The 26,457-nt window shown below is 65.2% G+C and carries 27 protein-coding genes; 6 read left to right on the top strand and 21 right to left on the bottom strand.

Going from position 1 to position 26,457, the window contains the following annotated elements; translation table 11 throughout:
- Positions 1 to 64 precede the first annotated feature (64 nt).
- The 8 genes from OCH7691_RS14470 to OCH7691_RS14505 form a co-directional block, all read right to left on the bottom strand.
- Positions 65 to 2,218 (bottom strand): acetate--CoA ligase family protein, encoded by a 2,154-nt coding sequence (locus tag OCH7691_RS14470; protein WP_085884238.1) that lies wholly within the window; start codon positions 2,216 to 2,218, stop codon positions 65 to 67.
- An 11-nt stretch (positions 2,219 to 2,229) separates the two neighbouring features.
- Positions 2,230 to 3,372, bottom strand: a complete 1,143-nt coding sequence (locus OCH7691_RS14475; RefSeq protein WP_085884239.1) for an acyl-CoA dehydrogenase family protein — start codon at positions 3,370 to 3,372, stop codon at positions 2,230 to 2,232.
- A gap of 25 nt (positions 3,373 to 3,397) precedes the next feature.
- Positions 3,398 to 4,183: an enoyl-CoA hydratase/isomerase family protein gene (locus tag OCH7691_RS14480; RefSeq protein ID WP_085884240.1), complete on the bottom strand. Its 786-nt coding sequence runs from the start codon at positions 4,181 to 4,183 to the stop codon at positions 3,398 to 3,400.
- A gap of 16 nt (positions 4,184 to 4,199) precedes the next feature.
- Positions 4,200 to 4,976, bottom strand: coding sequence for an ABC transporter permease (locus OCH7691_RS14485; protein WP_085884241.1), 777 nt, complete (start codon positions 4,974 to 4,976; stop codon positions 4,200 to 4,202).
- Complete coding sequence (locus OCH7691_RS14490) at positions 4,973 to 5,836, bottom strand: ABC transporter permease (protein ID WP_085884242.1); 864 nt, start codon at positions 5,834 to 5,836, stop codon at positions 4,973 to 4,975. Before OCH7691_RS14490 ends, OCH7691_RS14485 begins: the two co-directional genes overlap by 4 nt.
- 37 nt (positions 5,837 to 5,873) lie before the next feature.
- The gene (locus OCH7691_RS14495) at positions 5,874 to 6,917 is read right to left on the bottom strand and encodes an ABC transporter ATP-binding protein (protein WP_176245069.1); all 1,044 of its coding nucleotides are present in this window, start codon (positions 6,915 to 6,917) and stop codon (positions 5,874 to 5,876) included.
- Positions 6,918 to 7,067: 150 nt separating this feature from the next.
- Positions 7,068 to 8,156 (bottom strand): extracellular solute-binding protein, encoded by a 1,089-nt coding sequence (locus tag OCH7691_RS14500; RefSeq protein ID WP_176245070.1) that lies wholly within the window; start codon positions 8,154 to 8,156, stop codon positions 7,068 to 7,070.
- Positions 8,157 to 8,383: 227 nt separating this feature from the next.
- A complete protein-coding gene (locus tag OCH7691_RS14505; RefSeq protein ID WP_085884245.1) occupies positions 8,384 to 9,301 on the bottom strand; it encodes a pirin family protein in 918 nt (305 codons plus the stop codon).
- A 232-nt stretch (positions 9,302 to 9,533) separates the two neighbouring features.
- On the opposite strand from OCH7691_RS14505, the gene OCH7691_RS14510 reads away from it, so the two are divergent.
- The 4 genes from OCH7691_RS14510 to OCH7691_RS23335 all read left to right on the top strand — a co-directional run bounded on the left by OCH7691_RS14510 (position 9,534) and on the right by OCH7691_RS23335 (position 11,293).
- Positions 9,534 to 10,112, top strand: coding sequence for a DUF2889 domain-containing protein (locus OCH7691_RS14510; RefSeq protein ID WP_176245071.1), 579 nt, complete (start codon positions 9,534 to 9,536; stop codon positions 10,110 to 10,112).
- A gap of 56 nt (positions 10,113 to 10,168) precedes the next feature.
- Complete coding sequence (locus OCH7691_RS14515) at positions 10,169 to 10,528, top strand: hypothetical protein (RefSeq protein ID WP_139839708.1); 360 nt, start codon at positions 10,169 to 10,171, stop codon at positions 10,526 to 10,528.
- Between the two features lie 123 nt (positions 10,529 to 10,651).
- Entirely contained in the window at positions 10,652 to 11,095 is a 444-nt protein-coding gene (locus tag OCH7691_RS14520; RefSeq protein ID WP_085884248.1) for a DUF411 domain-containing protein, read from the top strand.
- Positions 11,096 to 11,143: 48 nt separating this feature from the next.
- Positions 11,144 to 11,293: a hypothetical protein gene (locus OCH7691_RS23335; RefSeq protein ID WP_176245016.1), complete on the top strand. Its 150-nt coding sequence runs from the start codon at positions 11,144 to 11,146 to the stop codon at positions 11,291 to 11,293.
- 125 nt (positions 11,294 to 11,418) lie between these two features.
- On the opposite strand, the gene OCH7691_RS14525 is transcribed toward OCH7691_RS23335, so the two are convergent.
- The 4 genes from OCH7691_RS14525 to OCH7691_RS14540 form a co-directional block, all read right to left on the bottom strand.
- Complete coding sequence (locus tag OCH7691_RS14525; protein WP_085884249.1) at positions 11,419 to 12,117, bottom strand: GntR family transcriptional regulator; 699 nt, start codon at positions 12,115 to 12,117, stop codon at positions 11,419 to 11,421.
- Positions 12,118 to 12,183: 66 nt separating this feature from the next.
- The gene (locus OCH7691_RS14530) at positions 12,184 to 13,476 is read right to left on the bottom strand and encodes a TRAP transporter large permease (protein ID WP_085884250.1); all 1,293 of its coding nucleotides are present in this window, start codon (positions 13,474 to 13,476) and stop codon (positions 12,184 to 12,186) included.
- A gap of 25 nt (positions 13,477 to 13,501) precedes the next feature.
- The gene (locus OCH7691_RS14535) at positions 13,502 to 13,972 is read right to left on the bottom strand and encodes a TRAP transporter small permease (RefSeq protein WP_085884251.1); all 471 of its coding nucleotides are present in this window, start codon (positions 13,970 to 13,972) and stop codon (positions 13,502 to 13,504) included.
- 52 nt (positions 13,973 to 14,024) lie between these two features.
- Positions 14,025 to 15,008, bottom strand: coding sequence for a TRAP transporter substrate-binding protein (locus OCH7691_RS14540; RefSeq protein WP_085884252.1), 984 nt, complete (start codon positions 15,006 to 15,008; stop codon positions 14,025 to 14,027).
- Positions 15,009 to 15,242: 234 nt separating this feature from the next.
- Here OCH7691_RS14540 and OCH7691_RS14545 point away from each other — a divergent pair, with 234 nt between their 5' ends.
- Entirely contained in the window at positions 15,243 to 16,103 is an 861-nt protein-coding gene (locus OCH7691_RS14545) for a M15 family metallopeptidase (RefSeq protein ID WP_085884253.1), read from the top strand.
- A 103-nt stretch (positions 16,104 to 16,206) separates the two neighbouring features.
- Here OCH7691_RS14545 and amaB read toward each other — a convergent pair whose 3' ends face one another.
- The gene (gene amaB / locus OCH7691_RS14550; protein ID WP_085884254.1) at positions 16,207 to 17,715 is read right to left on the bottom strand and encodes an L-piperidine-6-carboxylate dehydrogenase; all 1,509 of its coding nucleotides are present in this window, start codon (positions 17,713 to 17,715) and stop codon (positions 16,207 to 16,209) included.
- 131 nt (positions 17,716 to 17,846) lie between these two features.
- On the opposite strand from amaB, the gene OCH7691_RS14555 reads away from it, so the two are divergent.
- Positions 17,847 to 18,269 carry a VOC family protein gene (locus OCH7691_RS14555; protein WP_085884255.1) on the top strand — a complete coding sequence of 141 codons (423 nt, stop codon included), beginning with the start codon at positions 17,847 to 17,849 and terminating at the stop codon, positions 18,267 to 18,269.
- A gap of 10 nt (positions 18,270 to 18,279) precedes the next feature.
- On the opposite strand, the gene OCH7691_RS14560 is transcribed toward OCH7691_RS14555, so the two are convergent.
- The 8 genes from OCH7691_RS14560 to OCH7691_RS14595 all read right to left on the bottom strand — a co-directional run bounded on the left by OCH7691_RS14560 (position 18,280) and on the right by OCH7691_RS14595 (position 26,442).
- Complete coding sequence (locus OCH7691_RS14560) at positions 18,280 to 19,275, bottom strand: M14 family metallopeptidase (RefSeq protein WP_085884256.1); 996 nt, start codon at positions 19,273 to 19,275, stop codon at positions 18,280 to 18,282.
- Between the two features lie 42 nt (positions 19,276 to 19,317).
- Positions 19,318 to 20,301 carry a M14 family metallopeptidase gene (locus OCH7691_RS14565; protein WP_085884257.1) on the bottom strand — a complete coding sequence of 328 codons (984 nt, stop codon included), beginning with the start codon at positions 20,299 to 20,301 and terminating at the stop codon, positions 19,318 to 19,320.
- A gap of 23 nt (positions 20,302 to 20,324) precedes the next feature.
- Entirely contained in the window at positions 20,325 to 21,575 is a 1,251-nt protein-coding gene (locus tag OCH7691_RS14570; protein ID WP_085884258.1) for a metal-dependent hydrolase family protein, read from the bottom strand.
- A 1-nt stretch (position 21,576) separates the two neighbouring features.
- The gene (locus OCH7691_RS14575) at positions 21,577 to 22,557 is read right to left on the bottom strand and encodes a succinylglutamate desuccinylase/aspartoacylase family protein (protein WP_085884259.1); all 981 of its coding nucleotides are present in this window, start codon (positions 22,555 to 22,557) and stop codon (positions 21,577 to 21,579) included.
- A gap of 58 nt (positions 22,558 to 22,615) precedes the next feature.
- A complete protein-coding gene (locus OCH7691_RS14580) occupies positions 22,616 to 23,596 on the bottom strand; it encodes a succinylglutamate desuccinylase/aspartoacylase family protein (RefSeq protein ID WP_085884490.1) in 981 nt (326 codons plus the stop codon).
- A 72-nt stretch (positions 23,597 to 23,668) separates the two neighbouring features.
- A complete protein-coding gene (locus OCH7691_RS14585; RefSeq protein WP_139839709.1) occupies positions 23,669 to 24,541 on the bottom strand; it encodes an ABC transporter permease in 873 nt (290 codons plus the stop codon).
- Positions 24,531 to 25,382, bottom strand: coding sequence for an ABC transporter permease (locus OCH7691_RS14590; protein WP_085884261.1), 852 nt, complete (start codon positions 25,380 to 25,382; stop codon positions 24,531 to 24,533). The genes OCH7691_RS14585 and OCH7691_RS14590 overlap by 11 nt, the downstream gene beginning before the upstream one ends.
- 1 nt (position 25,383) lies before the next feature.
- Positions 25,384 to 26,442 carry an ABC transporter ATP-binding protein gene (locus OCH7691_RS14595; protein WP_217808008.1) on the bottom strand — a complete coding sequence of 353 codons (1,059 nt, stop codon included), beginning with the start codon at positions 26,440 to 26,442 and terminating at the stop codon, positions 25,384 to 25,386.
- Positions 26,443 to 26,457: the final 15 nt, after the last annotated feature.

Raw genomic sequence — 26,457 nt, forward strand, 5'->3', positions numbered from 1 at the left:
AAAGCCTAGAAGAAGCAGGGGTATTTGTTGAATATTAAAAACTTAATCCCTGCTTCCACTTTTCCTATTCAGCGACCTGCCTTGCATCATCCGGAACCACGACGGCACGGGCGTCGAGGGCCCGCACGCCCTGTCCCGACAGGCCGACGCCCAGCGGATTGATGTCGAGTTCGACGATCCGTGCCGCATGATCGTGGGCGAGCCAGCTCAGTGCGCTCATCGCCTCCGCGGCCGCGTCGATGTCGAGCGGCGCGCGCCCCCGGAAGCTCCCGAACAGGGGAGAGACCCGGAGCGTGCCGAGCAGTTCCCGGGCCCGGTCGACGCTGACCGGCGCGAGCGCCAGGACCACGTCGTCCATCAGTTCGACGAGGGTGCCGCCGGCCCCGCACATGACGACGGGTCCGAACTGCGGGTCGTTCTTCACGCCGAGGATCAGTTCGAGTTCCGGCGCCCACATCTCCTGGACGACGCAACCCTCGAACAGGATCCCGGGTGCCGCCCGGGCGACCGCCTGTTCGATCTCGGCGAAAGCCGCGGCGACGGCATCGGCTTCGCCCAGGCCGAGCTTGACCGCGCCGATGTCGCTCTTGTGGATCAGGCCGCGGGCAACCGCCTTCATCACCACCGGGAAGCCGATCTTCTCCGCCGCCGCGACCGCCTTCGCGGCATCGGTTGCGACGATGTCGCCGGTCGTCGCGATCCCGTAGCGCTCCAGCAGATCCTTCACTTCCGGCTCGGTCAGCAGGTTCGACCCGCGCGCGGGCGCGAGCGGCGAAACCTGCTTCGGCAATGTCGCCGGGCGTGCCGCCCTGTCGGCCTGCCGCGTCCCGAAGCGGTAATAGCTGTCGGCGCCCTTGAGAACGCGGATGCAGTCGTCGACCCTGTCGAAATAGGGACAGCCGAGTTCGCGGAGCACGCGTCGGGGGCCGTCCGCAGCGCTGCCCGGGGTGACGACGAACACGAAGGGCTTGCCCGAGGCCAGCGCCGCCTTGCCGATGACCTCCGCCGTCCGCTCGTAGAAGGGCGCGGTCGTCAGGACGATCCAGAGCATCCCGACGTCCTCGTCACCGGCCATGATCCCGTAGGCCCGGCTCGCGCATTCGAAGGGGTCGGCGATGGTGCGACCGCCCAGATCGATCGGGTTGTTGGCCTGGGGCGGCAGCAGGATCTCGCGCAGTTTCGCCCGCGTTTCCTCGCCCAGTCGGGCGAGCGGCAGGCCCGCCTCGGATACCCGGTCGACACCGATCCCGGCCCCGCCGCCCGAACTGGAGAAGACCGCGATCTTTCCGTTCTTCGGCGTCGGCCACTGCGCCAGGCAATGGGCAAGCTGGATCATGCCGTCCGGATCGTCGAGCAGCACCACCCCGTGGTCGCGGCAGGCGGCCGAGAAGACGTCGTAGGAACCGGCAAGGCTCGCGGTGTGCGACTTGGCGGCGGCGATTCCGGCCTCGGTGCGACCGGTCTTTACCAGCAGCAGCGGCTTGCCGGCGCGCCGGGCCTCATCGGCGAGTTCGAGGAAGCGGGCCGGATCGCGCAGCCCCTCCATGTAGATGCAGATCGCCCGCGTCGCCTCGTCGGCGATCAGGAATTCGAGGAAATCGCAGATCTCCAGATCGGACTGGTTTCCGAGCGATACGCAGGCGCTGAAGCCGATCCCGGAATCGTCGGCACGGTTGTACATCGACACCATCAGGGCGCCGCTCTGCGAGATCAGCCCGATAGGGCCGGCCTGCAGATGGTCGGTCTCAAGCACCAGCGACGAGGTCAGCGCCATGCGGTGATGCGGACTGATCAGGCCCATGCAGTTCGGGCCGACGATCCGCATGCCGGTACGCCGGACGATGTCGAGCAGTTCGTCCTGCCGCCTCTCGCCCTCCTCGCCGGCCTCGGCGAAGCCCGTGGTCATGACGATGCAGGCCCCGACCCCCGCCTTGGCGCAATCCTCGACCGCGTCCACAAGGGTTTCCGGCGGCAGCGCCAGCAGGGCGACGTCGACCGCTTCTCCCGAGGCGGATATATGCGGCACGCAGGGCACGCCGAAGACCGTCTCGCGTTTCGGATTGACCGGCACGATCCGGCCCTCGAAGCCGTGCTTGGTCAGGTAATACATGACCCGCCCGCCGAACTTCCCGACGTCCTCGCTGGCGCCGATGACGGCGACCGAACGGGGCCGGAGAATGCGGGACGCGTCGAGGCGGTATTCGGCCTGCCGGGACATCGGGTTACTCCTCAAACCAGCGCGGACATGCCGAATTCCTCGCGCCCGACGATCAGGCGCTGGATATCGGAGGTGCCGTCGATAACGGTGAGCATCATGGCTTCGCGCAACAGGCGCTCGACGCCGGCCGCCTCCGAGAGGCCATATGCACCCATCGTGCTCATGGCCGCGGTGCAGGCGGAAACGGCGGCTTCGGTGGCATAGACCTTCGCCATCGATGCCTCGCGGGGGCAACGGCGGCCACTGTCGAGCACACGCAGGGATTCGATCGAAAGTGCGCGCGCGGCCTCGATCGCCGACGCCGCATCGGCGAGTTTCATCTGCACGCCCTGGAACTTGGCAAGCGGCCGGCCGAAGGCGGTGCGGTCTTTCGCATACTCGATGGCAAGGCGGACTGCCTCGCGGCCAAGTCCCGCCGCCTGCATGCCGAGCAGCGCCCGCGAGGCCTCGATGCCGCGCTTGAACCCCTCGACCCCGGCCCCGCTGTCACCGAGCAGCGAGCCATCGGGAATCGGCAGGTCGTTGAAGGCGACCTCGGCAAACGACTGGTTGCGGATACCGATGCAGGGCAGTTCGGTCGCCACCCAGGGAACCTCGGCGCGCTCGATGAACAGGCGGCTCATCAGCTTCGGTTTGGCCGTCGGGTCGGTGATGACGAGCACCGTCATGGCGTCGGCGATACCGCCGAGCTTGATCCATTTCTTGCGCCCGACCAGACGCTTGCCGCCGTCCTTCTCGACCAGTTCGGTGGTCATGCCACGCAGGTCCGATCCGGCCTGCGGCTCGGTGATCGCCGCCGTGGCAACGAGATCGCCGGCCAGCAGCCTCGGCAGCCACCGTTCCTTCTGCGCCTCGTTGCCGAGATAGAAGATCGAGCGCGGCGGAACGATCTCGCCGACCAGTACCGGCGAATGCGCAAGCGCCTCGAGCAGCAGGCCGTACTGCACGTAGGAGAGACCGGCGCCGCCGGCCTCCTTCGGGATCGTGCTGCCGAGATAGCCCATCGGCGCCAGCGCCTTGTAGACCTTGCGCATTTCCGCGTTCGTGAGGCGCTCGCCCGGCCCCTTCGAGGCCGCGATCGGCGCGACATATCTGGCGATGCGCTCGCGCGCTTCTTCCTGGATGCCGTCTTTCAGGCGATCGAGATCCTGCATGTCCAACGCCGCGTCCTTCCCTTGCTCACTTACCGGTGAATACCGGCTTGCGCTTCTCCATGAAGGCGCCAAGGCCCTCTTTCGCGTCCTGGGACGCGAAGATCTTCTGGGCCCATGCCTCTTCAAGCAGCGCCGCGCGGTCGAAGCCTTCCCGGCATTGCGCGCGAACCGCTTCCTTGATCGCCCGGATCGGCATCGGCGCGCCGCTGGCCAGCCGCTTGGCGACCCGATCGACCTCGGCCTCGAACGCCGCGTCGGGCACGACCCGGCTGACGATGCCGAGCTCGAGCGCGCGTTCGGCCGAGATGTCCTCGCCGAGCAACAGGAGGTCCAGCGTGCGGTTGCGGCCGAGATAATTGACCAGGCGGACCATGCCGACGCTCCACGACGGGATGATGCCGAGATAGACGTCGCCGGCGCGGAACTTCGCGGTATCGGAGGCGATGCGGATATCGCAGGGCCAGGCGATCCCGGTGCCGCCGCCGATGCACCAGCCGCGGATCGCGGCGATGATCACCTTCGGGAACATCTCGATCCGTTCGACCAGCGCCCGGCCGGCGTCACGAAGCCCCCGCCCCTCGCCGGCCGGGCCCTTCTCATGGCCGATATCGGCGCCGGCGCAGAACGCCCGTTCGCCGGCCCCGCGAAGCACGATGGCCCGTGTTTCGTCGCGGCCTTCCAATTCGTCGAAGGCCGCCATCAGGTCGTCGATCAGCCCCGGGGTCGCCAGGTTGAAGGGCGGCCGATTGATGGTGATCGTCGTGACGCCATCGTCGTGAGTCACAAGTATATTGTCGAAAGACACCGTCATCGTCCTTTCGCAGGAGTTACTTGGTGAAGGTTTTCAGGCCGCCGATGCGATCGAGGACCAGCACCAGGGCCAGGGACATCAGGATCAGCAGGGCGGACACCGCGGCGACGGTGGGGTCGACCTGATCGGACAGGTAGTTGTAGATCCGGATCGGCAGGGTCTGGTGCGCCGGTCCGGTCATGAAGATCGTCACCGTCACCTCGTCGAAGGACATGATGAAGGCGAAGATGAAGCCGGCCGCGACGCCGCGCAGCGACATCGGAAGCGTCACCAGCCACATCGCCCGCAGGCGGCTGGCCCCGAGATTCATGGCTGCCCATTCGAGTTCGCGCGGCACATCGCGAAGCGCCGCGTCGATTGCCCGGATGGCGAACGGCGTCACCACGATGACATGGGTGAGCACCAGGCTGGTGAAGGAGTTGTAGAGCCCCATCCGGTTCAGGAACTGCAGCATCGCGATGCCGAACACCACCGCCGGGATGAGCAGCGGCGACATGAAGAAGGCATCGAGGATGCGGCGCCCGGGAAACACGAAGCGAACCAGCGAATAGGCGGCGAGGAAGCTGAACGCGGTGGCGATCAGCGACGACAGGACCGCCAGCCGGACGCTCAGGAAGAAGGCGTCGACGAACCCCGGATGCTCGAAGATCTGGCCGTACCAGCGCAGGCTGAACTCGTTGAACGGCAGCTTGAAGAACTCGTCCGGCGTGAACGACATCCAGACGATCAGGACGAGCGGCGCCAGCATGAAGACCGCGATCGCGTAGGCATATAGGCGAAAGAACAGTTTCATTCGAAAAGCACCTTTCGCTTGCCGCTCGCCGTGACCTTCTGGGACATCTGGACGAGCCCCATCGTGACCACCAGGAGAAGCACGGCCATGGCGGCGCCGAACGGCCAGTTGAGATCGACCAGATTGATCTCGTAGGCCAGGTAGGACATGACCCTGACCCGCGATCCGCCGAGCAGCGCCGGGGTCGCGAAGGCCGCCATGTTCATCGTGAAATTGATGATCATCCCGGCAAGCAAGGCCGGCAGCACCATCGGCAGCACGACGCGGGTGAAGACGCTTATCTGTCCGGACCCGAGGTTCTTCGCCGCCCAGATGAGCGAGCGGTCGAGGCCGGCGAGCGCGGCCCAGAGCGGCAGCAGGATGAACATGAAATGGCCATGCACCAGGCCGATCAGGATACCGGTTTCGTTGAACATGAGCTGCAACGGGGAATCGATGATGCCGAGCCCGCGCAAGGTCGTGTTGATGACGCCGGTCGCGCTCAGGATCAGCGTCCAGCCGAAGGCCTTGACCGCGACGTTGATCAGCCAGGGCGTGACGAAGAGCAGCAGCCAGTAGCCCTGCGCCCGCCCCTTCAGTTCGGCGATATACCAGGCGATCGGGAAGGCCAGCGCCGCGGTCAGCAGGGTTGTCGTCAGGCTGACCCGGATCGTGCGCCAGAGGATGCCGAGATAGAACGGCTCCATCAGCTTGGTATAGTTGGCGAGCGTCCAGACGCTGGTATCGATCCCGGCCAGGGAGTAGCCGTGGAAGCTGTTGACGATGCTCTCCAGCAGTGGCCAGACGAAGAACAGCAGCATCAGGATGACGAGCGGCGCGGTGAAGGTCACCGGCAGCCAGCGTCCGGTCAGGCGAGCCATCAGGCTTTCCCTCCCGGTTCCGGGCATTGCCCCGGCTTCACTGCTGGACGAAGACATCGTCGTCGTTCCATTCGATGAAGACCCGCTCGCCCGTGCCGTAGCCGGCTTCGCCTCGGTTCGCCGCCTGGACGAGGAACTCGGTCTCCGAGACGCGCACCTTGTAGAGGATCGTGCTGCCGAGATACGTCCTGGTCTCGACGGTTGCCTCGAAGCAGTTCGTGAAGCCGGCCTTGTCGGTTCCCACCCGCACCCGTTCCGGGCGCAGCATGAGACGAACCGCGGCGCCGACCTCGGCCGAGCCGTTGAGCTGGCTCAGGCGGACGGTCAGGCCTCCCGCGGTCTCGGCCACGGCGACTTCGCCCTCGACCGCCCGGATCTGCCCGTCGAGGCGGTTGACCTGGCCGGAGAACTCCGCCGTGAAGGCGGTCTTCGGACTGGCGTAGATCTCGACCGGCGTGCCGATCTGTTCGATCCGGCCGTCCTTCATGACGGCGATCCGGTCCGACATCGCGAAGGCTTCGTGAATATCGTGGGTGACGAGGATCGTGGTGATCCCGACGCTCTGCTGGATCTCGCGCACCTCGTGCCGCATGGTCTCGCGAAGCTTGGCGTCGAGATTGCTGAGCGGCTCGTCGAGAAGCAGGAGTTCAGGCTCGACGACAAGCGCCCGGGCGAGCGCCACGCGCTGCTGTTGGCCGCCGGACAACTGCCCCGGGTAGCGGGCCTCGAAGCCGCCGAGATGGACCAGCCCGAGGACGTTATCCACCCGCTGGCGGATCTCCGCCTTGCTGCGGCGCCGCATCTTCAGCCCGAAGGCGATATTGTCGAAAACGGTGAGATGCGGGAACAGCGCGTAATTCTGGAACACCAGCGCGGTGTTGCGTGCGCTCATCGGCAGTGAGCCGATGTTCCGGCCGTTGAGCAATATCTCGCCCGCGTCCGGTTCATAGATTCCCGCGATCGAGCGCAGGAGTGTTGTCTTTCCGCATCCGGACGGACCCAGAAGGGAGAAGAACTCCCCTTCGACGACGGTCAGATCGATGTCGTTTACTGCAACTACCGAGCCGAATGTCTTACGCAAACCATGGATCTCAAGCGACATCCAACTGCCCCCTCAAGCGGCCAGAGAAATTTCACGCTGAATTGGACCTGGCGGAAAAACGCAACGCAGATGGTACGCTTTCAAAAGCTACGCGAAACACCCATCTGCGTTGCGAACCGACCCCGCCGTTCAGCGGATCGGGGCAATTTCCTTTTCGAAGCGCTCGTTCCACTCGGCACGATTCTGCGTGACGACTTCGTAATCGACCGTCGTCAGCCGCGCCATCTGCTCGGGCGTGAGCAGGTACTTCTTCGCCTCGTCGGACACCGTGATCGACTTGTTCATCGCGTTGCTGCCGAAGCGTTCCGCGCGGAAGGACTGGAACTCGGCACCAAGGATGAAGTTCATCAGCGCCCGCGCCCCTTCGGGATTCGGGGCATCCTTCATGACGCCGACCGCGGTCGGGCTGAGATAGTCGGGATCCGGGATGACGACACCGGCCGGGATGCCGCGCTTCTGGATCTCAAAGCCGGAGTTGGCGCCGAAAACCGAGATCGCGACAAGCTCGCTTTGCAGATAGCCGCCGAGCTTGGCAAAGGTGGTCGTCCAGTCGACGACACCCGGGGCGATCTTCGCCAGGGTCTCGAAGCCGGGGTCGATGTTGTTCTCGCCGCCGCCGTTGGCACGGGCGAAATGAATCAGGGTGTAGAGACCGTAGGTGTTGCTGACCGGCGGAATGGAGATCTTGCCCTTGAATTCCGGCCGCAGCAGGTCGTCCCAGCCGGTCGGTTCCGCCCAGCCGTTCTTCTTGAACATGTCCGGCTGATAGATGATGCCGAGCGTGTCGGTATAGGTATAGGAGCCCAGGATGGCGTCGCCGACCCGGATCGGCGCATAGTCGTAGAGGCCATTCAGGTTGGGAACGCTGGCCGTGTCGACCTCGTCGAAGATGTCCTGATGCCGACCCTGCAGCCAGGCGGCATAGTCGCACAGAACCACGTCGATCTGCGGCTTGTCCTTCTGGGCGATCGCGGTTGCGATGATCTCGGACGACGTCGCCTTCGGCACGAGAACCATCTCGTAGCCGGTTGCTTCCTTGAACTTCTCGGCCCAGCCTTCCTTCTCGAAGGAAGTCTGGATCGTGCCGCCCCAACTCAGAAGATAGACGGTCTTGTCGTCCGCGCTGGCATCGGCACTCATGCCCGTGCCGGCCACGGTGGCCGCGAATGCCGCAAGCGCGACCTTTCGCAACGTTTTCTCGATCCCTGTCCGCACCATTATTCTCCCTGCTCGCCTTAAAGAACCCCAGGTCATTGTCGCACTACCCGAACTGTCCGGGCTCGTTATTTCAGACCTTGTGACTCCCGCTTTCTCGCGGAAATCCGCGCGACCGACCATTTGAAAACTATAGCCGTGCCCGAATGCATCGGAACAATACGAAATAGCAATGCGGGGCATCAGTTTTTTCGATGCAGGGGGCATGATCGCGCCGCTGTCGCGGGCCGTCAGGCGTCCGGCAGCGGGTTGAACTCGGTTTCGCCGGGCACCGACGGAAAGCGGCCCGCCTTCCAGTCCTCCTTGGCCTGTTCGATCCGTTCCTTTCGGGACGAAACGAAGTTCCACCAGATATGTCGCGGCCCCTCGAGCGCGGCACCGCCGAGGAACATCATGCGGGTCGGGCGCAGGGCCTTGACGGTGATCCGGTCGCCGGGACGGAAGATCAGCAGGCGCGGCCCCTCGAACGCCTCGCCGGCAATCTCGATCCCGCCGTCAACGAGATAGATGGCCCGCTCCTCGTGATCGGGGTCGAGCGGAATGCTGCCGCCGGCGGCGGCCGTGACCTCGACATAGAACCAGTCGGAGAGTTGCCCGACCGGCGAGGTCTTGCCGAAAGCCGAGCCGGCGATGACACGGGCGGCGACGCCCGCGGACTCGACCACCGGCAGGTCGCCGGCCGGGAAATGCTCGAAGGCAGGCGTCGTCTCCTCATGCCGCTCCGGCAGGGCGATCCAGCTTTGCAGGCCGAACATCGACGGCCCGTCCGGGCGGGCGGAATCCGGCGTCCGCTCAGAATGGACGATGCCGCGACCGGCGGTCATCAGGTTCATCGCCCCCGGCGTGATCTCCTGTACATGGCCGGCGCTGTCCCGATGCATGACCTGGCCGCCGAACAGGTAGGTGACCGTGGCCAGTCCGATATGCGGATGCGGGCGAACGTCCATGCCCCGACCGGGCGCCAGCCGAACCGGCCCCATCTGGTCGAGGAACACGAACGGTCCGACCATCCGGCGCCTGGCGTAAGGCAAGGCGCGCCGGACATCGAAATCGCCGATGCTGCGCGCCCGGGGCACGACGATCATCTCGAGCGCGTCGCAACTTCGCCTGTCGCCCGGGACGGGATCCTGATCGGGTAGCCAGCTCATGCCGCACCTCCTTCAACGCTCTGCCCTTGCGAGACATATCCGAGCGCCCTGGCAACGACAAGACGCGGGCAACGCCGTGCGGAAGCGCCCGTCGCCAGGCGCGGGATCAGCGTGTATGGTGGCCCGGCTTGGCGCGCGGCCGGTGCCGTGTCACGTTTCGGCGCAAGCAGTCGGCGACGTCCCGCCATGGCGAGCGGGAAAGCCCGCGCATCCACCATCCCGAGGAACGACCATGTCATTATCCGAGCCGGTTTCCCGGCGCCCCAGCCACCAGCGCACCATCGTCTACCGGAGTTTCGAGCGCGAGGACGGGCTCTGGGATATCGAGGGAGAACTGCGCGACGAGAAGGCATCACCCTTTCAGGATCGGGAGCGCGGACTGATGGCGCCCGGCGAGCCGGTGCACAATATGCTTGCGCGGGTCACCATCGACAAGGAGATGAAGATCCACGAAGTCGAGATCGGCATGGATGCCGTTCCCTTCGCGTTCTGCGGGGCGGCCGGCGCCGGTGCGCAGGGCCTGATCGGCGCCCGCCTCGGCCGTGACTGGCGCCGGACGCTGCAGCTCAACCTCGGCGGGACACGGGGCTGCACGCATCTGAAGGAGATGCTGTTCGGGATCGCGACGGTGGCTTTCCAGACCTTTCCCGTCCAGTGGGATGCGCCGCAGACCGGTGACGGCGAACCGGCGCCGAAGAAACCGTTCTTTCTCGACGGCTGTCATTCCTGGGCGCTGGACAGCCCCGTCGTGAAGCGCCATTTCCCGCAATATTACACCGGAGACGACGACCGGCCGGAAGACGCGGGCTAATGCTCTCCCTGGCGCGTCCGGCGGCAACATTTGTCGCATGGACAGCCACGAGACAGGTGCCCTACCATCACCGGATGTCCGGACGCTTCCGCATCCTCCTGCTCGCCCTGCTGGCCGTTCTCGCCACCGGGATGATCACGCATGCGGCCGACGCCACGGCGATGTCGATCAGGATGGCCCTTGCCGGCGGCGGCATGGACATGGCCGATTGCACCGATTGCGGGCCGGGGCATATGGACGACGACGCCGACGCGGCTTGCGACGCCGCCTGTGCCTCGTCGCCGTTCGCCGGCGTGATCGACGACGACCCCTTCGGCGTCCCGACATTCTCGCTCACGCGCGCCACCCGAAATGGCGATCGCGCGAGCGGACGACATTGTCGGCCGGATCTTGCCCCGCCCAGACCACTGGCCTGATCCGCCGCCTGCCCGACCGGCATCGCCTCGGCAGTCTGCGGCCCACCCGCTTTTCCCGAATCCGGGACCGCGACGTCGATCCCGACGATCGATGCGGTCCGACACGCCAACAGGAACTGGAACATGCACAAGACAATCATGGCCATCGTCGCCATTGCCCTGGCCGGCACGGCCTACCTGACAATCGGCCGCCCGGCCCTCGCCGAGGACGTCACGCTCTACAAGACCCCGCAATGCGGCTGCTGCGAGGATTACGCCGACTACCTGCGTGAGAACGGCTTCACGGTCACCGTCAAGCCGACCGAGAACCTGACCGCCATGAGCCGGGCGGCGGGCATTCCCGATGCCTTTCAGGGCTGCCACCTGGCCCTTGTCGATGGCTATGCGGTCAGTGGCCACGTGCCGGTCGAGACGGTCAACCGGCTCCTCGAAGAGCGTCCCGACATCAAGGGCGTGACCCTGCCCGGCATGCCCATGGGGTCGCCCGGCATGAGCGGCACCAAGACCGAGCCGTTCACGATCTATGCGATCGGCGACGGCCGGCCGCAGCTCTATTCGGTCGAATAGAAAGGGTCGAGACGATGAACAAGGCACCCGGAAACAGGAGCGGATCCGATGGGCGGCGCTGACATGATGGACTCGATGGGCGGCGCCATGATGTGGGGCATGGGGATCCTGTGGCTGCTCGTCCTGCTGCTGCTCGTCCTCGGCATCGCCGCACTGCTCAAGTATCTGTTCGGAAGGCAACCGCCACGCGCCGACTGACTGTCGATGCCGGCGTCCACAAGGGCGCCGGCACGGTCAGCCGGACAGGCCCTTTTGGCGACGATGGCCTTCGGGCGAACCAACGAGGCGGCGTGATACGGGCGACGATGTCAGCAGGGGCGGCGCTAGCCGGTCCGGCCCGCCCGACCCAGCTGGTCCACCGCGGCCACGCCGTCGTCGTCCTGCATCTGGTCGACGAATTCCTGCATGAACCGCATCATGGTCTCCGAGGCGGCGACCGCCGCCTCCTCGTCGAGGGCGGCGACGGCGCGCAGAATGCCGGAATGGCTCGCCGCGAAGCGCTGCATGTCGCCCTCGCCGGCCATCAGGTGGGTATAGGCAAATTGTCTCGACAGCGTGTAGAGGCTGTGCATGAAGCGTGACAGGAACTCGTTCCGTGCCGCCTCGCACAGGATGTTGTGAATGTCGCGGCTGATCCGCAGGTAAAGCTCGATATCGCCGATCGCCCCGGCGTCCTCGACGGCGCGCGCAAGCAGCAGCATCTTCGTCCGCTGATCGACATCGGCGCGCCGGCAGGCATAGCGGACGGTCTGCTCCTGGATCGCCCCGCGGGCCTCGAGAAGCTGCCGCTTCCGCTCGATCGTCATGTCGAGGATGACACTGGCAGAGCGCGGGCGGATCTCGACGACGCCGTCGCGGGCAAGCAGTTGCAGTGCCTCGCGGATCGGTGTGCGGCCGATGCCGATCCGCTTCGAAAGCTGCTCCTCGGTGACCTTCGAGCCGGGCTCCAGCTTCCGGGAGACGATCAGATCCTCTAGGATCGCATAGGCCTTGTCACATAGCGTCTGCTTCGATGCGTTCATCTACCACTCGAATATCACAGGAATTACAGCACGATAAGGAATGAAGCGAACCTTCGGTATGATCGCTTACGGGAAAAAGACATTGGGCAGGAATGTAACGATTTCCGGAACGAAGAGAATAAAAAGCATGAAGGCGATCATCGCGCCGACATAAGGCAGAAGCTCGACCGCATAGCGGCGCATCGAGACGCCGGCGATATCGGACGCGATGAGGCCGCAGATCCCGATCGGCGGGGTGATCACCGCGATCATCATATTCAGCGTGAAGACGACGCCGAAATGAACCGGATCGACCCCGGTCTGCTGGACCAGCGGCCACAGGATCGGCGACAGCAGGATGATCATCGAGGTGGCCTCGATGAACATGCCGAGGACGAGCAGCAGAAGGGTCACAAGGAGCAGCGTCACCATCGGCCCCTGCCCGGTCGCCGTCACGAAATCCATGATCATGTCGGACAGCCCGGCCTGGGTGATCAGCCAGCCGAAAATGTTCGCGGCCGCGACCATCAGCATGATGACGCCGACGATCTCGGCGGATTCGCAAAACATCGCAAAGAGTTGCCGGAGATTGATCGAGCGATAGATGAACCCTGTCACGAAGATCGCGTAGACCACGGCGACGCCCGCGGCTTCGGTCGGCGTGAAGTAGCCCGTGACGATGCCGCCGACCAGGATGAAGGGCGTCAGCAGCGCCCAGAAACTGTCCCGCACCGCGCGCAATATCTGCCGGATCGGCGGCCGCCGGTCGGACATGCCGGTTGTCGCGATCCGGCCGCTCCGGGCGAGGATCGCGACCACGACCATCAGGCAGATCCCGAGCAGAAGCCCGGGTATCACGCCCCCCAGGAAGAGCTTGCCGACCGACGTGCTGGTCAGGGCGCCGTAGAGGATGAAAGGCACGCTGGGCGGAATGATCGGCCCGATCGTGGCCGAGACGGCGGTCACGACGGCGGCGGTCTCCGGCCTGTATCCCGACTTGACCATCATCGGGATTTCCATCCGGCCGAGGCCGGCGACATCGGATGTCGTCGACCCGGACATGCCGGAGAAGATCATGCTGGCAACGATGTTGACCTGCGCGATACCGCCCCGGAGATGGCCGACGAGGACAACGGCGACCTCCATCAGGCGGTGGGTGATGCCGCCCGAATTCATGATGACGCCGACCAGGACGAACAGCGGTATCGAGATGAGGATGAAGGAATCGAGGCCCTGCACGAAGATCGCCGGCATCGCGCCCATGTTCACGAACGGATCGTTGGCGATCAGGATCACGCAGACCAGCAGGATCATGAAACCGATCGGCAGGCCGATCGCGAGCGTGAAGACCGCCGCGGCGATGATCAGTATGGCTTCCATCGTGGGATCCCCTGCCCGCGCCCGTTCAGGCCCGACGCCAGACGAGAACGGCCTTGGCCGTTATGAAGAACAGCGAAAGAAGCGCGAAACAGGTCACCGCCGAATGGAACCAGGCGTTGCTGACGTCGAGCGCCGGCAGCATCGACAGGCTGGCGACCGGGATCGACTTCGTCGTCGACCAGGCAAGAATGGCGCATAGCGCGAACATGATCAGCAGCGACAGGGTCTCGAGCAGCCGCCGCCGCGTCTCGTTCCGGACAGTCGCAATCTGGAACACGACGAAATGCAGCCCGCGATGAAGGCCGGAGGTTGCTCCCAGGCAGGCACACCAGACAAAGGTGATGCGAGCAACCTCATCGGCCCAGGCCGTGGCAAACCCGACGTAACGTCCGGCGATCACGACGATCATCGAGGTCGCCACGACAACCAGCAGAATCCCGGCAATCGTGCGAACGAGATCGGCCATCCGGTCCGAGAGCGCCTGGAGTGCATTCATTTCGCCTATCCTGCCTGGTCGACAGTACGAAAGCGGTTATCCCGGAACGGCCTTACTTGACCGCCTGGATCCGCGCGAGCATCGGCTTGAGCTCGTCGGCCACCGAGGCCTGGACATCCTTCAGCCGCGCGGCGAACTTCTCGCGGTCGGGCACGATCACCGTGACGCCCTTGGCCGCGAACTCGTCGTAGACGCCCTTTTCCTGTTCCAGGCGCAGCCCGCGATTGTACATCGCGGCTTCCTGTGCCGCGGTGAAGACAGCCTTCTGCACGGCCTCCGGCCAGGACTTCCAGGACTGCTCGGAAATCACCCAGATGTGGAAATAGATCAGGTGATCGGTCCGTATCAGGTTTTTCGCGACCTCGTAGTGCTTCTGGTCGAAGGACGGGCCCGGCGCCGTCTCGATGGCATCGACCACACCCTGCGAGAGGGCAAGATAGGTCTCGGGCCAGCCGACCGTCGTCGGGATCGCCCCCCAGGCCTTGGCAATGTTCGCATAGGTCGGGTTGTTGGGAACCCGGAGCTTCATCCCGGCCACGTCGTCGGGGCTGCTGACTGCCTTGTCCCGGGTCATCATGCAGCGGCTGCCGGCATAGGCCCAGCCGGCGAGCCTCAGGCCCTTGGACTGCACGCTCTCCGCGAGGGACTTGCCGATATCGCCGTCAAGGACGCGCCAGGCATGCTCGGGGCTCGACAGGCCATAGGGGACGTCGAGAACCGCGAGTTCGGGTACGACGCCGCGCAGGACCGAGTTGCTGACGATATCGACATCGATGTTGCCGGCCATCGTCGCCTCGAGCGCGACATTCTCGTTACCCAGCACACTGCGCGAGAAGACCCGGACCTGGACCGCGTCGCCGGCCAGTTCCTTCACCCGCTCGGCGAATTTCGCGGCGGCGATACCGATCGGATCGTCGTCCGCGGCCGGGTTCGCGACCCGGATCGGGACAGGATCGGCGGCATGGACGGGCACGGCCGCCAGGGTCGACAGGATTAAGGCGCTCTGGAGTAATCGCAGGCCCAGCTTGGCAATCATCGTGGTCTCCTCGAAAGCACGGCAAGCGCGCGTTGTTAGGCAGCAACCGCCCAGCTAAGCGATTGCTTTTCCACCAATTCCGCAAGCAAGCGTGTCAGTTGAAGTTTGACATGTCAATCTACTTCCTGCATTTCTGAATAGAACTGATATATCTGTTAATTCCACAGGATCGCACGCACGCGGTACCGGCAGGCGCCTGCCGCGCATCGACCCGATTGTCTGGAGACGGCTGAGATGAGTGAGACGAATGCCCGCGAGAAGGACTACTGGACCTCGGCAATGGAAGACGCCGCCGTCTTCATGTCGAGAGCCAGCGACGTCACCATTTCCGACCACCTGGAACCGTTCGGGGGCCTGAGGGAATCGGCCGACGAGGCGGGTGTCGAGGTGCTGTTCAGCGACAAGCCGATCGCCACGGACATGGAACGGCAATTCTACCTGCGTCGTGGACTCATCCCCGCGTTCATCGGGGCGGCGCGCGAGATGAACGATCGCGGCTGGGTCCTGAAGGTCGAGGATGCCTATCGGACGCCGCTGATCCAGAAGAAGCTCCAGGCGACGCCCGAGCTGTTCGACGCGGCCCTCGAAATCGTCCTCTGGGAAACCGACGGCGTCATGCCGGACTCGGCGTTCATTTTCCGCCGGTTGCTGGCACTGATTGCCTACTGCCCGATGGCAGGCACCCATATCAGCGGCACCGCGATGGACATATCTGTCGTCCACCGCGACAGCGGCGAGGAAGTCGACCGCGGCGCGCCCTACCTGGAGTTCAGCGTCAAGACGCCGATGCGTTCGCCCTTCGTCAGCGACGCGGCGAAAGCCAATCGTCAGGAGATCACGGCGCTCATGAAGCGCCATGGCTTCGTCGATTATCCGTGGGAGTTCTGGCACTACAACCAGGGAGACTCCTACGAGGTCGTGCTCAGCGGCGACCCGTCACGGGGACGCTACGGCCCGGTCGAGTGGGATCCGGTGACCGGTACCGCGACGGCGGTCCCCAATCCCCGGGAACGCCTGAACAGCGACGCGGAGATCCGTTCCTACCTGGACGCCGCAATCGCGCGACGAACGGCATCGGACGCGGCCAACCGCTGAACCGGGTCGCTCCGGGCGGGCTTGCAGCGGCGAAACGGAAACGGGCGGCGAGGATGCCCCACCGCCCGTGCCCACCGTGACCGGTGACAGATCCCTGCCCGGTTCAGTCTCCGAGGTCGAACTTGATGCCCTGCGCCAGCGGCAGTTCGCGGGAATAGTTGATCGTGTTGGTGGCCCGGCGCATGTAGGCCTTCCAGGAATCGGAGCCGGACTCGCGCCCGCCGCCGGTTTCCTTCTCGCCGCCGAACGCGCCACCGATTTCCGCGCCGCTCGGTCCGATATTCACGTTGACGATGCCGGTATCGCTGCCGGCCGCCGACATGAATGCCTCGGCCTCGCGCAGGTCGGTGGTGAAGATGCAGGACGACAGGCCCTGCGGCACGTCGTTGTGCCGCGCGACCGCGTCATCCAGCTCGCGATACTTCATCAGGTAGAGGATCGGCGCGAAGGTCTCGGTGCGGACGATCTCGGTTTGCGACGGCATCTCGACCAGCGCCGGCGACACGTACCAGGCGTTCGGGAAGCGATCCTGCAACGCCCGTTCGCCGCCGGTGACCTTGCCGCCGTCGGCGCGGGCCTGGTCGAGGGCGGCCTGCATGGACTCGAATGCCCGCCCGTCGATCAGCGGGCCGACCAGCGTGCCGGCCTCCAGCGGGCTGCCGATCCGCACGCTGCCGTAGGCCTTCTTCAGACGCGGCACGAGCTGGTCGTAGACATCCTCGTGAATGAAGGCGCGACGGAGCGAGGTGCAGCGCTGGCCGGCCGTGCCGACCGCCGAGAACACCGTGCCGGGCACCACCAGATCGAGGTCGGCCGAGGGCGCGACGATCATGCCGTTGTTGCCGCCGAGTTCGAGCAGGCTGCGGCCCAGCCTGGCCGCGACGCGGGGCGCCACGGCGCGGCCCATGCGGCAGCTGCCGGTCGCGCTGACCAGAGGAACCCGCGGGTCGTCGACCAGCGCCTCGCCCACGTCGGCCTTACCGACCACCACCTGGACGAGGTTCGCCGGTACATCGCCGAGCTTCTTGACCGCCTGCTCGAACAGCTTCGCACAGGCGAAGGCGGTCAGCGGCGTCTTCTCCGACGGCTTCCAGATCACCGGGTCGCCGCAGACGATGGCGAGCGCGGTATTCCACGACCAGACCGCGACCGGGAAATTGAAGGCGCTGATCACCGCGACCGGACCGATCGGATGCCAGGTTTCCATCATCCGGTGACCGGGCCGCTCGGAGGCGATGGTCAGCCCGTAAAGCTGGCGCGACAGGCCCACGGCGAAGTCGCAGATGTCGATCATCTCCTGGACTTCGCCCTTGCCCTCCTCGAATATCTTGCCCGCCTCGAACGTCACGAGCCGGCCGAGATCGTCCTTGTGGCGACGCAGTTCCTCGCCGAACAGGCGGATCAGCTCGCCGCGGCGCGGCGCCGGAACGGTCCGCCAGGCCTCGAACGCCGTCTGCGCCCGAGCGACGACATTGCCGACCTCGCCGACCGGGGTGGCGGGAACCCGGGCAATGACGCTGCCGTCGACGGGCGTGACAATCTCCAGCTCGCCCTTCTGCAGCGTCGATGCATCCAGTCCCAGCGCCTTCAAAGTCGTCTTGATATCCGTCATAGCGGAACTCCTCTAACCGTCCAGTCTGTCGCCCCGTAGACCATGCCCGTGCGGAGCGATGTCGTATCGGATGTAGCCACTGCGTGATAGATTGCCGATCCGTCGCCGCAGCCGGAACCACGGATCGAAACATGTCGCTTCGCCTTCATCATGTCGGGCTCGTTGTACCCGATCTCGCCGCCGCCCTGACAGCCTATCGTTCGATCCCGGGCGCACAAATCTCCGAACCGTTTCACGTGCCTGTCCGGAACTACCGGATGGCCTACGTGACGCTGGACAACAGCCTGATCGAGCTGACCCAGCCGCTCGACGACAAGAGCTATGCCGCCCGCTTCCTCGCGCTGAACCCGACCGGTGGGCTCAACCACCTCGCCTTCGAGGTCGAGAATCTCGAGGAAGCACGCGACAGCCTGCTGCAACAGGGCGCCCGGCCGTTCGGCTCGACCGAGCCGGCGCCCGATCGCGACGGCACGCGGATCGTCGTTCTCGACGCCGCCGCGACGCATGGCACGCTGGTCGAACTGCGGGAGGCGCGCCCGACCGCCGGCGACTGACAGGCTTGCCTCAATCCTCCAGTACGGCGATCACCTCGGCGATCTGGTCGCCCGAATAGACCGGCATGTAGCGTTTCCGGATCGAACCGATCCAGCCGCGTCCGATCGGCGATGTCACGGTCTCGATGACGTCGCCGTAGGGATTGAGAAGTCGCCCGAGTGCCTGGCCCTCGTCGACCACCTCGCCGGCCTCGACCGCGGGCTCGAAGAATCCGCCGAGCTTGCTGTAAACCAGCAGCGCATTGTCCATGACCCGGTAGCTGCCCTGGCGCGGCGCCTTGCCCGGCAGGATGCCGAGCGCCGTCGCAATGCCGGTGATCGCCGTCTCGAAGCTCTTCACATGGGCTTCGGGCAGGCCGCCGCCACCGCCGCATTCGATGATCAGCGAAGGGATGCCGCGCGCCGTCATGTTGGTGAACATGGCGCCCTTCAGCCAGCCATCGGTCGACGCCCAGATGTCCGGCGTGCCGGCCGCCTCGGCCAGCTCATGGGACTTGCGGGCCGCTGCCGAACCGTCGTTCCGGTACAGCGCGTAGAACGGCACCAGCGACCGGTCCCCGCCGGAATGCAGGTCCAGCATGGCATCGGCAACCGCGCTCGCCGCCTCGAAGAGGTAATGCGCGGTCTGCTGGCTGTGCGGACCGGCCGGCGCGCCGGGGAAGATGCGGTTCAGATTCTCGCCGTCCAGCGGCGTGTTCCGGGAATATTCCCGGAAGCCGTTCGGGTTCGCCAGCATGACGGCGACGATGGTGCCGCTCATCGTCGTCAGGTCGATCCCGTTAAGGACCCGCTGCAGGGCCACCGGCCCACCGATTTCCGGCCCGTGGATGCAGCCCTGTGCCCACAGCACCGGCCCGGGCTTCGCCCCGCAAGCGATCATGACCGGCGAGGTGATGGGGGAATCCGGGAAATGGCCGAGAAGCAGTTCGCCGCGGGTGATCTTGCCGGGCTCTGCCTTTGCGGTTCCGACAGCGATCGTGCCGTGGCGCTGTTCCATGATTGTCATTGTCACGTCCTCCGTGTGCGGCCCTTGCAGGCGGTCCGCCGGTTATCGGGAAACCACCAGGTTGCATTCCGCGCACATCGATCCGGAATAGACCGGGTAATAGGGCCGGATCAGGGCCGCCAGATAGGCCGGTCCGTTCGGGGATCGGATCTCCTCGACGATATTGCCGTAGACATCCATGATCTCGGCGATGACAGTACCCTTCTCGACGATGTCGCCGACCTCCGCCTTCGGCAGGAAATAGCCGCCCTGGCGGTTGAAGACGAGTTCGCACTCCGTGACTTCCGTGTATTTCGGAAAGGTCGGCGCCTCGCCGGGCAGGATCCCCAGCGTCTGCGCGACGCCCTTCACGGCGCCCCGGAAATTGTCGATATGCTCTTCCGGCATGGCGCCGCCGCCGCCGCATTCGACGATTACCGCCGGCTTGCCCCGCAGCGTCACGTTGACGAACATTGCCCCCTTCAGCCAGTCGTCGCCGGACCGCCAGACGACCGGCGAGCCGACCGCGCGCGCAAGCTTGGCCGACGTCTTCGAGGCCGGCGAGCCGTCGTCCCAGTAGAGGCCGTAGAACGGCACGACCGCCCCGTCACCGCCGGAATGGGTGTCGATCACCGCGTCGGCGACCTCCATCGCGGTCTGGAACAGCACGTTCGCCGACTGCCGGGAATGGGGACCGTCCGGATCGCCCGGGAACAGCCGGTTCATGTTCTCGCCGTCCAGCGGGGTGTTTCGGGTATAGCCCCGGAAGGCGCCCGGATTGGCCGCCATGATGCCGACGATGGCGCCACTCATCTGGCTCAGGTCGAGCTCCTTGAAGAGCTTGAGGATACCCAGCGCGCCGCCGATCTCGGTACCGTGGATCGCCGACTGCACCCACAGCACCGGGCCGGGTTTCCCGCCGCAGGCGATGTTCACCGGCGTGGTGATCGGACCATCCGGAAAATGTCCGAGCGTCAACGTGCCGGTCGTCCACTTGCCGGCCTCGGCCTTTGCCGTACCCACTGAAAAATTCTGGCTGTCCGTCATAATCGATACTCCCTGCGGGTTTCTCAGTGGCGGAAGGCGCGGCCGCCGGCGGCGACTTCCTGTCCGGCGATCAGCACATGTCGCATGTTGCCCGGCACCTCGAGGACGCGGACATTGGAGACCACGTCGCCCTCGACGACGATCACGTCGCCGAGCATGCCCTCCTCGACCGTGCCGACATCGGTGGCCTTCAACAGCTTGGCGGTGTTCCGGGTCGAGACCTCGATCGCCTGAACCGGGTCGAGGCCGCATTTCACGAACTGCACGACCTCGCGGCCGGCCGAGCCGTGCGGCGTCAGCAGCGACCCGGCATCCGTCCCGCAGGCGATATTGGCGCCGATGTCATAGGCATACTTCACGTATTCATGATGCTTCGTGGTCCGCTCGCGGACGTTGGCGATCATAAAGTCGGCGATTCCGGCCTGGGCGCCGTGCACCATGATGCGGTCCATCACGGTCAGCGTCGGCACCAGGAAGGTGCCATGCTCGCGGGCCGCCTCGGCGCACTCCTCGTCGAAATGCATGCCGTGTTCGATCGAGCGGCATCCGGCGCGGATGCTGCGCAGGATCGCCGTCTTGTTATGCGCATGCACGGCGACCGGCAGCCCCATGGTGGTCGCCGTCGAGACCGCCGTGTCGAACTCGTCGGGCATGAATTCCTCGGCCTCGATCCTGCCATGCGGATCGACCACACCGCCGGTCTGGAACAGCTTGATCCAGGTGGCGCCGGTCTTTGCCTGGACGCGGATCGCCTTGCGGATCGCGTCGGGCCCGTCGACCATCTCGGAAATGTCGCCATGCGACTGGCAGAGCCAACAGGGCATGATGTCGCCGTGCCCGCCGGTCGTCGTCAGGCCCTTGCCGCAGGGATGGATGCGCGGGCCGACGATCTTGCCCTGCGCGATCGCGTTGCGGGCGGCGATGTCGAGGTGGGCAAGGTCGCTGACGGTGCGGATGGTCGTCACCCCGCCGGCAACGGTGTCGGCCAGGTTGTTGGCAACCTCGAAGGCCGCCTCGCCCACCGGGCGCGCGGTCATTTCCTTCAGCAGGTCGGACGGCGCGCTGAGCGAGATATGCACATGCACGTCCATCAGGCCGGGCATGACGCTGGCCCCGTTGGCCTCGATCACCCGGTCGGCGCGCGGCATCGCCTTGCCGTTCTTCTTGCCGGCGAAGGTGATGCGGCCGTCCTCGATGACGACGACGCTGTCGGGCACGGGGTCGGCACCGGTGCCGTCAACCAGCAGACCGCCGATGATTGCCGTTGTCGTCATGTCATGATTCCCGGGGGTTGAGGCCGATATGAACCAGGGTCGCCCCGTTGTTCATGATCGGGCCTGGATGAATGGCGAGCACGGTGCCCTTGTGCGGGCTCTCGGCAACGCCGTCGGGCTCGCCGTAGATGTTGTAGAAATGCCCGAGCACGGTGCCGACCTCGAGGGCATCGCCGCAGTTGACGGCGCGGATGAACAGGCCGCCGCGCGGCGCCGTTACCCAGGCGAAATCGGCGAAGTCCGCGATTCCGCCGTAATCGACGACCTTGCCTTCGAGCATGCCGAGGTGACGCATGACATTGGCGAAGCGTTCGGCCCCGTCGGCGACGCCTTCCTTGGTGAAGGAGAAGCCCTTGCCGCCCGATTCAACGATGAAGCCCGGGATGCCGTCCTTCGCCGCCGTCATCATGGCCGAGCCGGCCAGCAGGTGCGGCGGCGTCGCCAGCGTCGAGTGGAAGCCCCAGGCAAGGGCCACGCCGCGACCGGTTTCCGAGACCTTGCCACCCATGTCGGCATAAAGCGCCCAGCGCACGTCCGAGGTCATCGCCGTGTGGAAATCGAGGAACACGTCGGCGTGCTTCTTCAGGTTGCTGTAGACGTGATGGGCCATCTGCATGGTCAGCGAGCCGTTCGGATCGCCGGGAAAGCAGCGGTTCATGTCACCGCCGCCATAGCCCTCGAACGGGCTCATCCGCTGGTCGCGGTGGAACGCGGTGATGTTGAGCGCCGGCAGCGCGATGACCGTGCCCGACATCGCTGCCGGGTCGAGGGCGCGCAACGCCTTCAGGATGATGAAGGTGCCGCAATACTCGTTGCCGTGTACGCAGCCATGCACCCAGAGCGTCTTGCCGGGCTTCGCGCCACGAACGATGACCACCGGGGTCTCCATCGGTCGTCCGTCCGGATAATCCGCGAATTTCAGTTTGCCGGTAGCAATCCCGGGCGCGGTGGATACCGCGCTGCCCAAGCGAATTTCGTCCATTGTCATCCTCCCCCTCGACGGGCGGCCCCTCGAGGCCGCACCGCCGGAATAGCCTGCGTCAGACCTTGCGCGGATCCAGACCGATATGAATGAGGGTCGCTCCCTGCGGCATGGTCGGCCCCGGATGGATGGCCAGCGCCACGCCACCGTGCGTTGCCTTGGCCTCGCCGATCTTCTCTCCGAAGGTGTTGAAGTAGGTGCCGAGCACCTGCCCCTTCTCGATCCGGTCGCCGCACTTGACGAGTGGCTCGTAGAGCCCGCCACCGGTCGTCGAGACCCAGGCGAAGTTCGAGAAATAGGTAAGCGGCCCGTAATCGGTCACCGCGCCGTCCATCAGGCCGAGTGCCCGCATCACGTTGCGCAGGCGTTCGGCGCCGTCCTCCAGCGTGGCGCGATCGAAACCGGCGCCCATGCCGCCGGATTCGACGATGAGGCAGGGAATGCCGTCGTTCGCCGCGACCTGCATGGCCGCGCCCTGGAGGATGTCGGCCGGCGCCGGCAGGGTGGAATCGAAGCCGAAGGCGCGCGCCATCTTCTCGGCCATCTCGCCAACCTTGCCGTCGCGCTTCGAGAACAGCTGCCAGCGGGTGTCGGGCGTGAAGGCGGTGTGGAAGTCGATCAGGTAGTCGGCATATTCCTTCAGCGGCGTGTAGATCGCGTAGGCCATCTGTTCGGTGACCGAGCCGTCGACCTTGCCGGGGAAGCAGCGGTTCAGGTCGCCGCCGCCGAACGCCTCGTAGGGGCTCATCCGCTGGTTCTTCAGGAACGCCGTCAGGTTGAGGATCGGCAGGGCGACGACCGTGCCCTTGATCTTCTTCGGGTCGAGGCTCCGCATCAGTTCGTGGATGATGAAGGTGCCGCAGTATTCGTCGCCATGGACGCAACCGTGCATCCAGAGCACCGGCCCGTCGGTCTCACCCCGGGCGATGATCACCGGGATCTCGACCGGATCGCCGTCCGGATGACTGCCGACCCGCAGGGTTCCCTTGACGATGCCCGGCCCGGTGGATTTCGCGGTGCCGACGCTTATGGTTTTCATGTTCATGTCCCAATCGCTACGTGTTGGATTTCAAGACCGCCGGCGGGGCCGGCGTGATTCGGAAGGCCGGAGTCAGACGCGCATGATCTTGCGCAGCCCGACCAGCCGCTCGATCACCAGGCCGAGCACGACAATCATCAGGATTTGCAAGGTCGTGATCGCGGCGATCACCGGGGTACTTTCCCACTGCATGTACGAGAAGATCTCGATCGGCAGCGTCGTCATGCCGGGGCCCGACAGGAACAGCGCGATATAGACGTCGCCGAAGGAAATGATGAAGGCGAAGATCAGCGCCGACAGCATGCCGGGCGCGATCAGCGGAATGACGATTTCGACGAGAACGCGGAAGCGCGAGGCGCCGAGGGTGAGGGCCGCGAGTTCGAGTTGCTTGTCGACGCCCTCGAGGCTTGCCGTGATGCCGGCGATCGTGAACGGCAGGCAGATGATGGTGTGGCCGACGATCAGCGCCGTCATTTCGGGGATCGGCAGGACGGTCAGCAGAAGCAGCAGCGAGATGCTGATCAGGATATGCGGGATCATGACCGGCAGCATCGCCAGTGATTGGCCAAGCTCGCGCTTCTTCGTCAGGAACCGGGTGATTCCGTAGGCGGTGAAGAAGCCGATCACCGTTGCCGCGACGGCGGCGATCAGGCCGAGCCAGAGGCTGAACTGGAAGGCCGAGGTGAAACCCGAACTTTCGAAGAATGCGCCGTACCAGCGCAACGAGAACCCGCTCGGCGGAAAGGTGTTCGCGGTCGTCGGATTGAAGGAGGTGAAGACGACGATGATGATCGGCGACAGCAGGAAGACGTAGATCGCGGTCACCAGGATACCCATCGATACCCGGCGCAAGTATCCGAACTCCATCGTCGGCTGGGAGATCGTGCCCTTCGTGTAGCCACGGCGGTCGTCGCCGGGCATCGTTTCGCTGGCGTTACTGCGCACGGCTGCGTCCTCCGCGGAAATACAGGAAGATGATCGAGAACTGGCAGAACACGAGAACGAACGCGGTCGCAGAAGCGAGCGGCCAGTTGAGCGTCGAGGTGACGAGTTCGTAGATCTGCTGACCGATCATCTGGACGTCCTTGCCGCCCAGCAGCGCCGGCGTCACCACCGAGCCCGCGGTCAGCGTGAAGACCAGGGCGGCGCCCATGATGATCCCCGACCGGCTCATCGGCAGGGTCACCTCGATGAAGGTCCGCACCCGGCCCGCGCCAAGCGTGCTCGCGGCGCGCTCGACATCCGGGTCCTGCGAGGCCAGGGATGAGAACAACGGGAAGACCATGTAGGGCATCAGGATGTGGACGAGTGCCAGCAGCACCGCCAGTTCGGTCCCGAGAATGGTGGCCGGCTCTGACAGGAAGCCGAGCGTCATCAGCACCTTGTTGACGGCACCTTCGCGGCCGAGCAGGACGATCCAGCCGTAGGTCCGGACGATCACGCCGGTCATCAGCGGCGCGATCACCAGGAACATCAGCACGCCCCGCCAGGCGGATTTCGTGCGGGCCAGAAAATAAGCCAGCGGATAACCGAGCACGAGGCTGAAAAACGCGGTCAGGAAGGCGATCTTCAGGGTCCGCAGGATGATCGTCTGGTAGTAGCCGTCGAACAGCAGGCGGGCGAAATTCTCGCCCGTGACGACCGGCGCATACATGTTGAAGGCGTCGTACTTGAACAGGCTCATCAGCAGGAAGAAGCTGATCGGCGCCAGCAGGAACAGGACATAGAGGATCGTGATCGGTCCCAGCATGATGCGGGAAAAGGCTTTCTCGCCGCCGGTCCGCATGTCAGTTGTCCCTCGGCAGGACGCGGCAGTCCTCGGGCACCACCCAGACGTCGTCGCCCGGCCCGAGATGCCGGAAGCGTTCGACGCTCGGCTTCGTTGAAACGAATTCGATCCCGTCCCTGGTGGTCAGGGTGAAGGTGATCAGGTCGCCGGAGAAAACCCGCTTGGCGACGCTGGCCGCCATGCCCGTCTCGCCCTCGACCTTGTCGCGGATATCGACCCGTTCCGGCCGCACCATGAGGAAGACGTCGTCGCCGACACCGAAATCGCGGTTGCCCTTGCGGGCGTCCATGCGGATGCCGCCGGGAATCTCGATATTGACGAGCGAGCCGTTGGCGCTGACCACCCGGCCCTCGATCAGGTTCGTCTCGCCGATGAACTCCGCCGCGAAACGGGTATCGGGCAGATCGTACATTTCCTCGGGCGGGCCGAGTTGCTCGATCCGGCCCCGGTTCATCAGCACGACGCGGTCCGACATCTCGAACGCCTCGTCCTGGTCGTGGGTCACGAAGATCGTCGTGATGCCGAGCTTCTGCTGGATATCGCGCAGTTCCAGGCGCATGCGCTTGCGCAGCACGGCGTCAAGGTTCGACAGCGGCTCGTCGAGAAGCAGCACGGTCGGTTCGATGACCACGGCACGCGCCAGGGCGACCCGCTGCCGCTGCCCGCCGCTCAACTGGCTCGGCAGCCGCTCCTCGACCCCGGGAAGGCCGACGACATCGAGAACGCGCATTACCCGTTCCCGGATCTCGGCTTTCGGCACCTTTCGCATCCGGAGTCCGAAGGCAACATTGTCGTAAATCGTCTTGTGCGGGAACAGGGCATAGTTCTGGAACACCAGCCCCATGTCCCGGTACGGGGGGTCGACCTTGGTGATATCGCGGCCTTCCATCAGCACCGTTCCCTCGGTCGGGAACAACAGTCCGGCGATGATGTGCAACGTGGTCGTCTTGCCACAGCCGCTCGGGCCGAGAAGGGTGAGAAACTCACCCTTCTCGACGTCGAATTCGACGGGGCCTACGCCGAGCGTATTGCCGTACTTCTTGGTAATATTCTTCAACTGAAGAACTGCATT

Source organism: Oceanibacterium hippocampi, from assembly GCF_900172325.1.
Taxonomy (GTDB): domain Bacteria; phylum Pseudomonadota; class Alphaproteobacteria; order Sneathiellales; family Sneathiellaceae; genus Oceanibacterium; species Oceanibacterium hippocampi.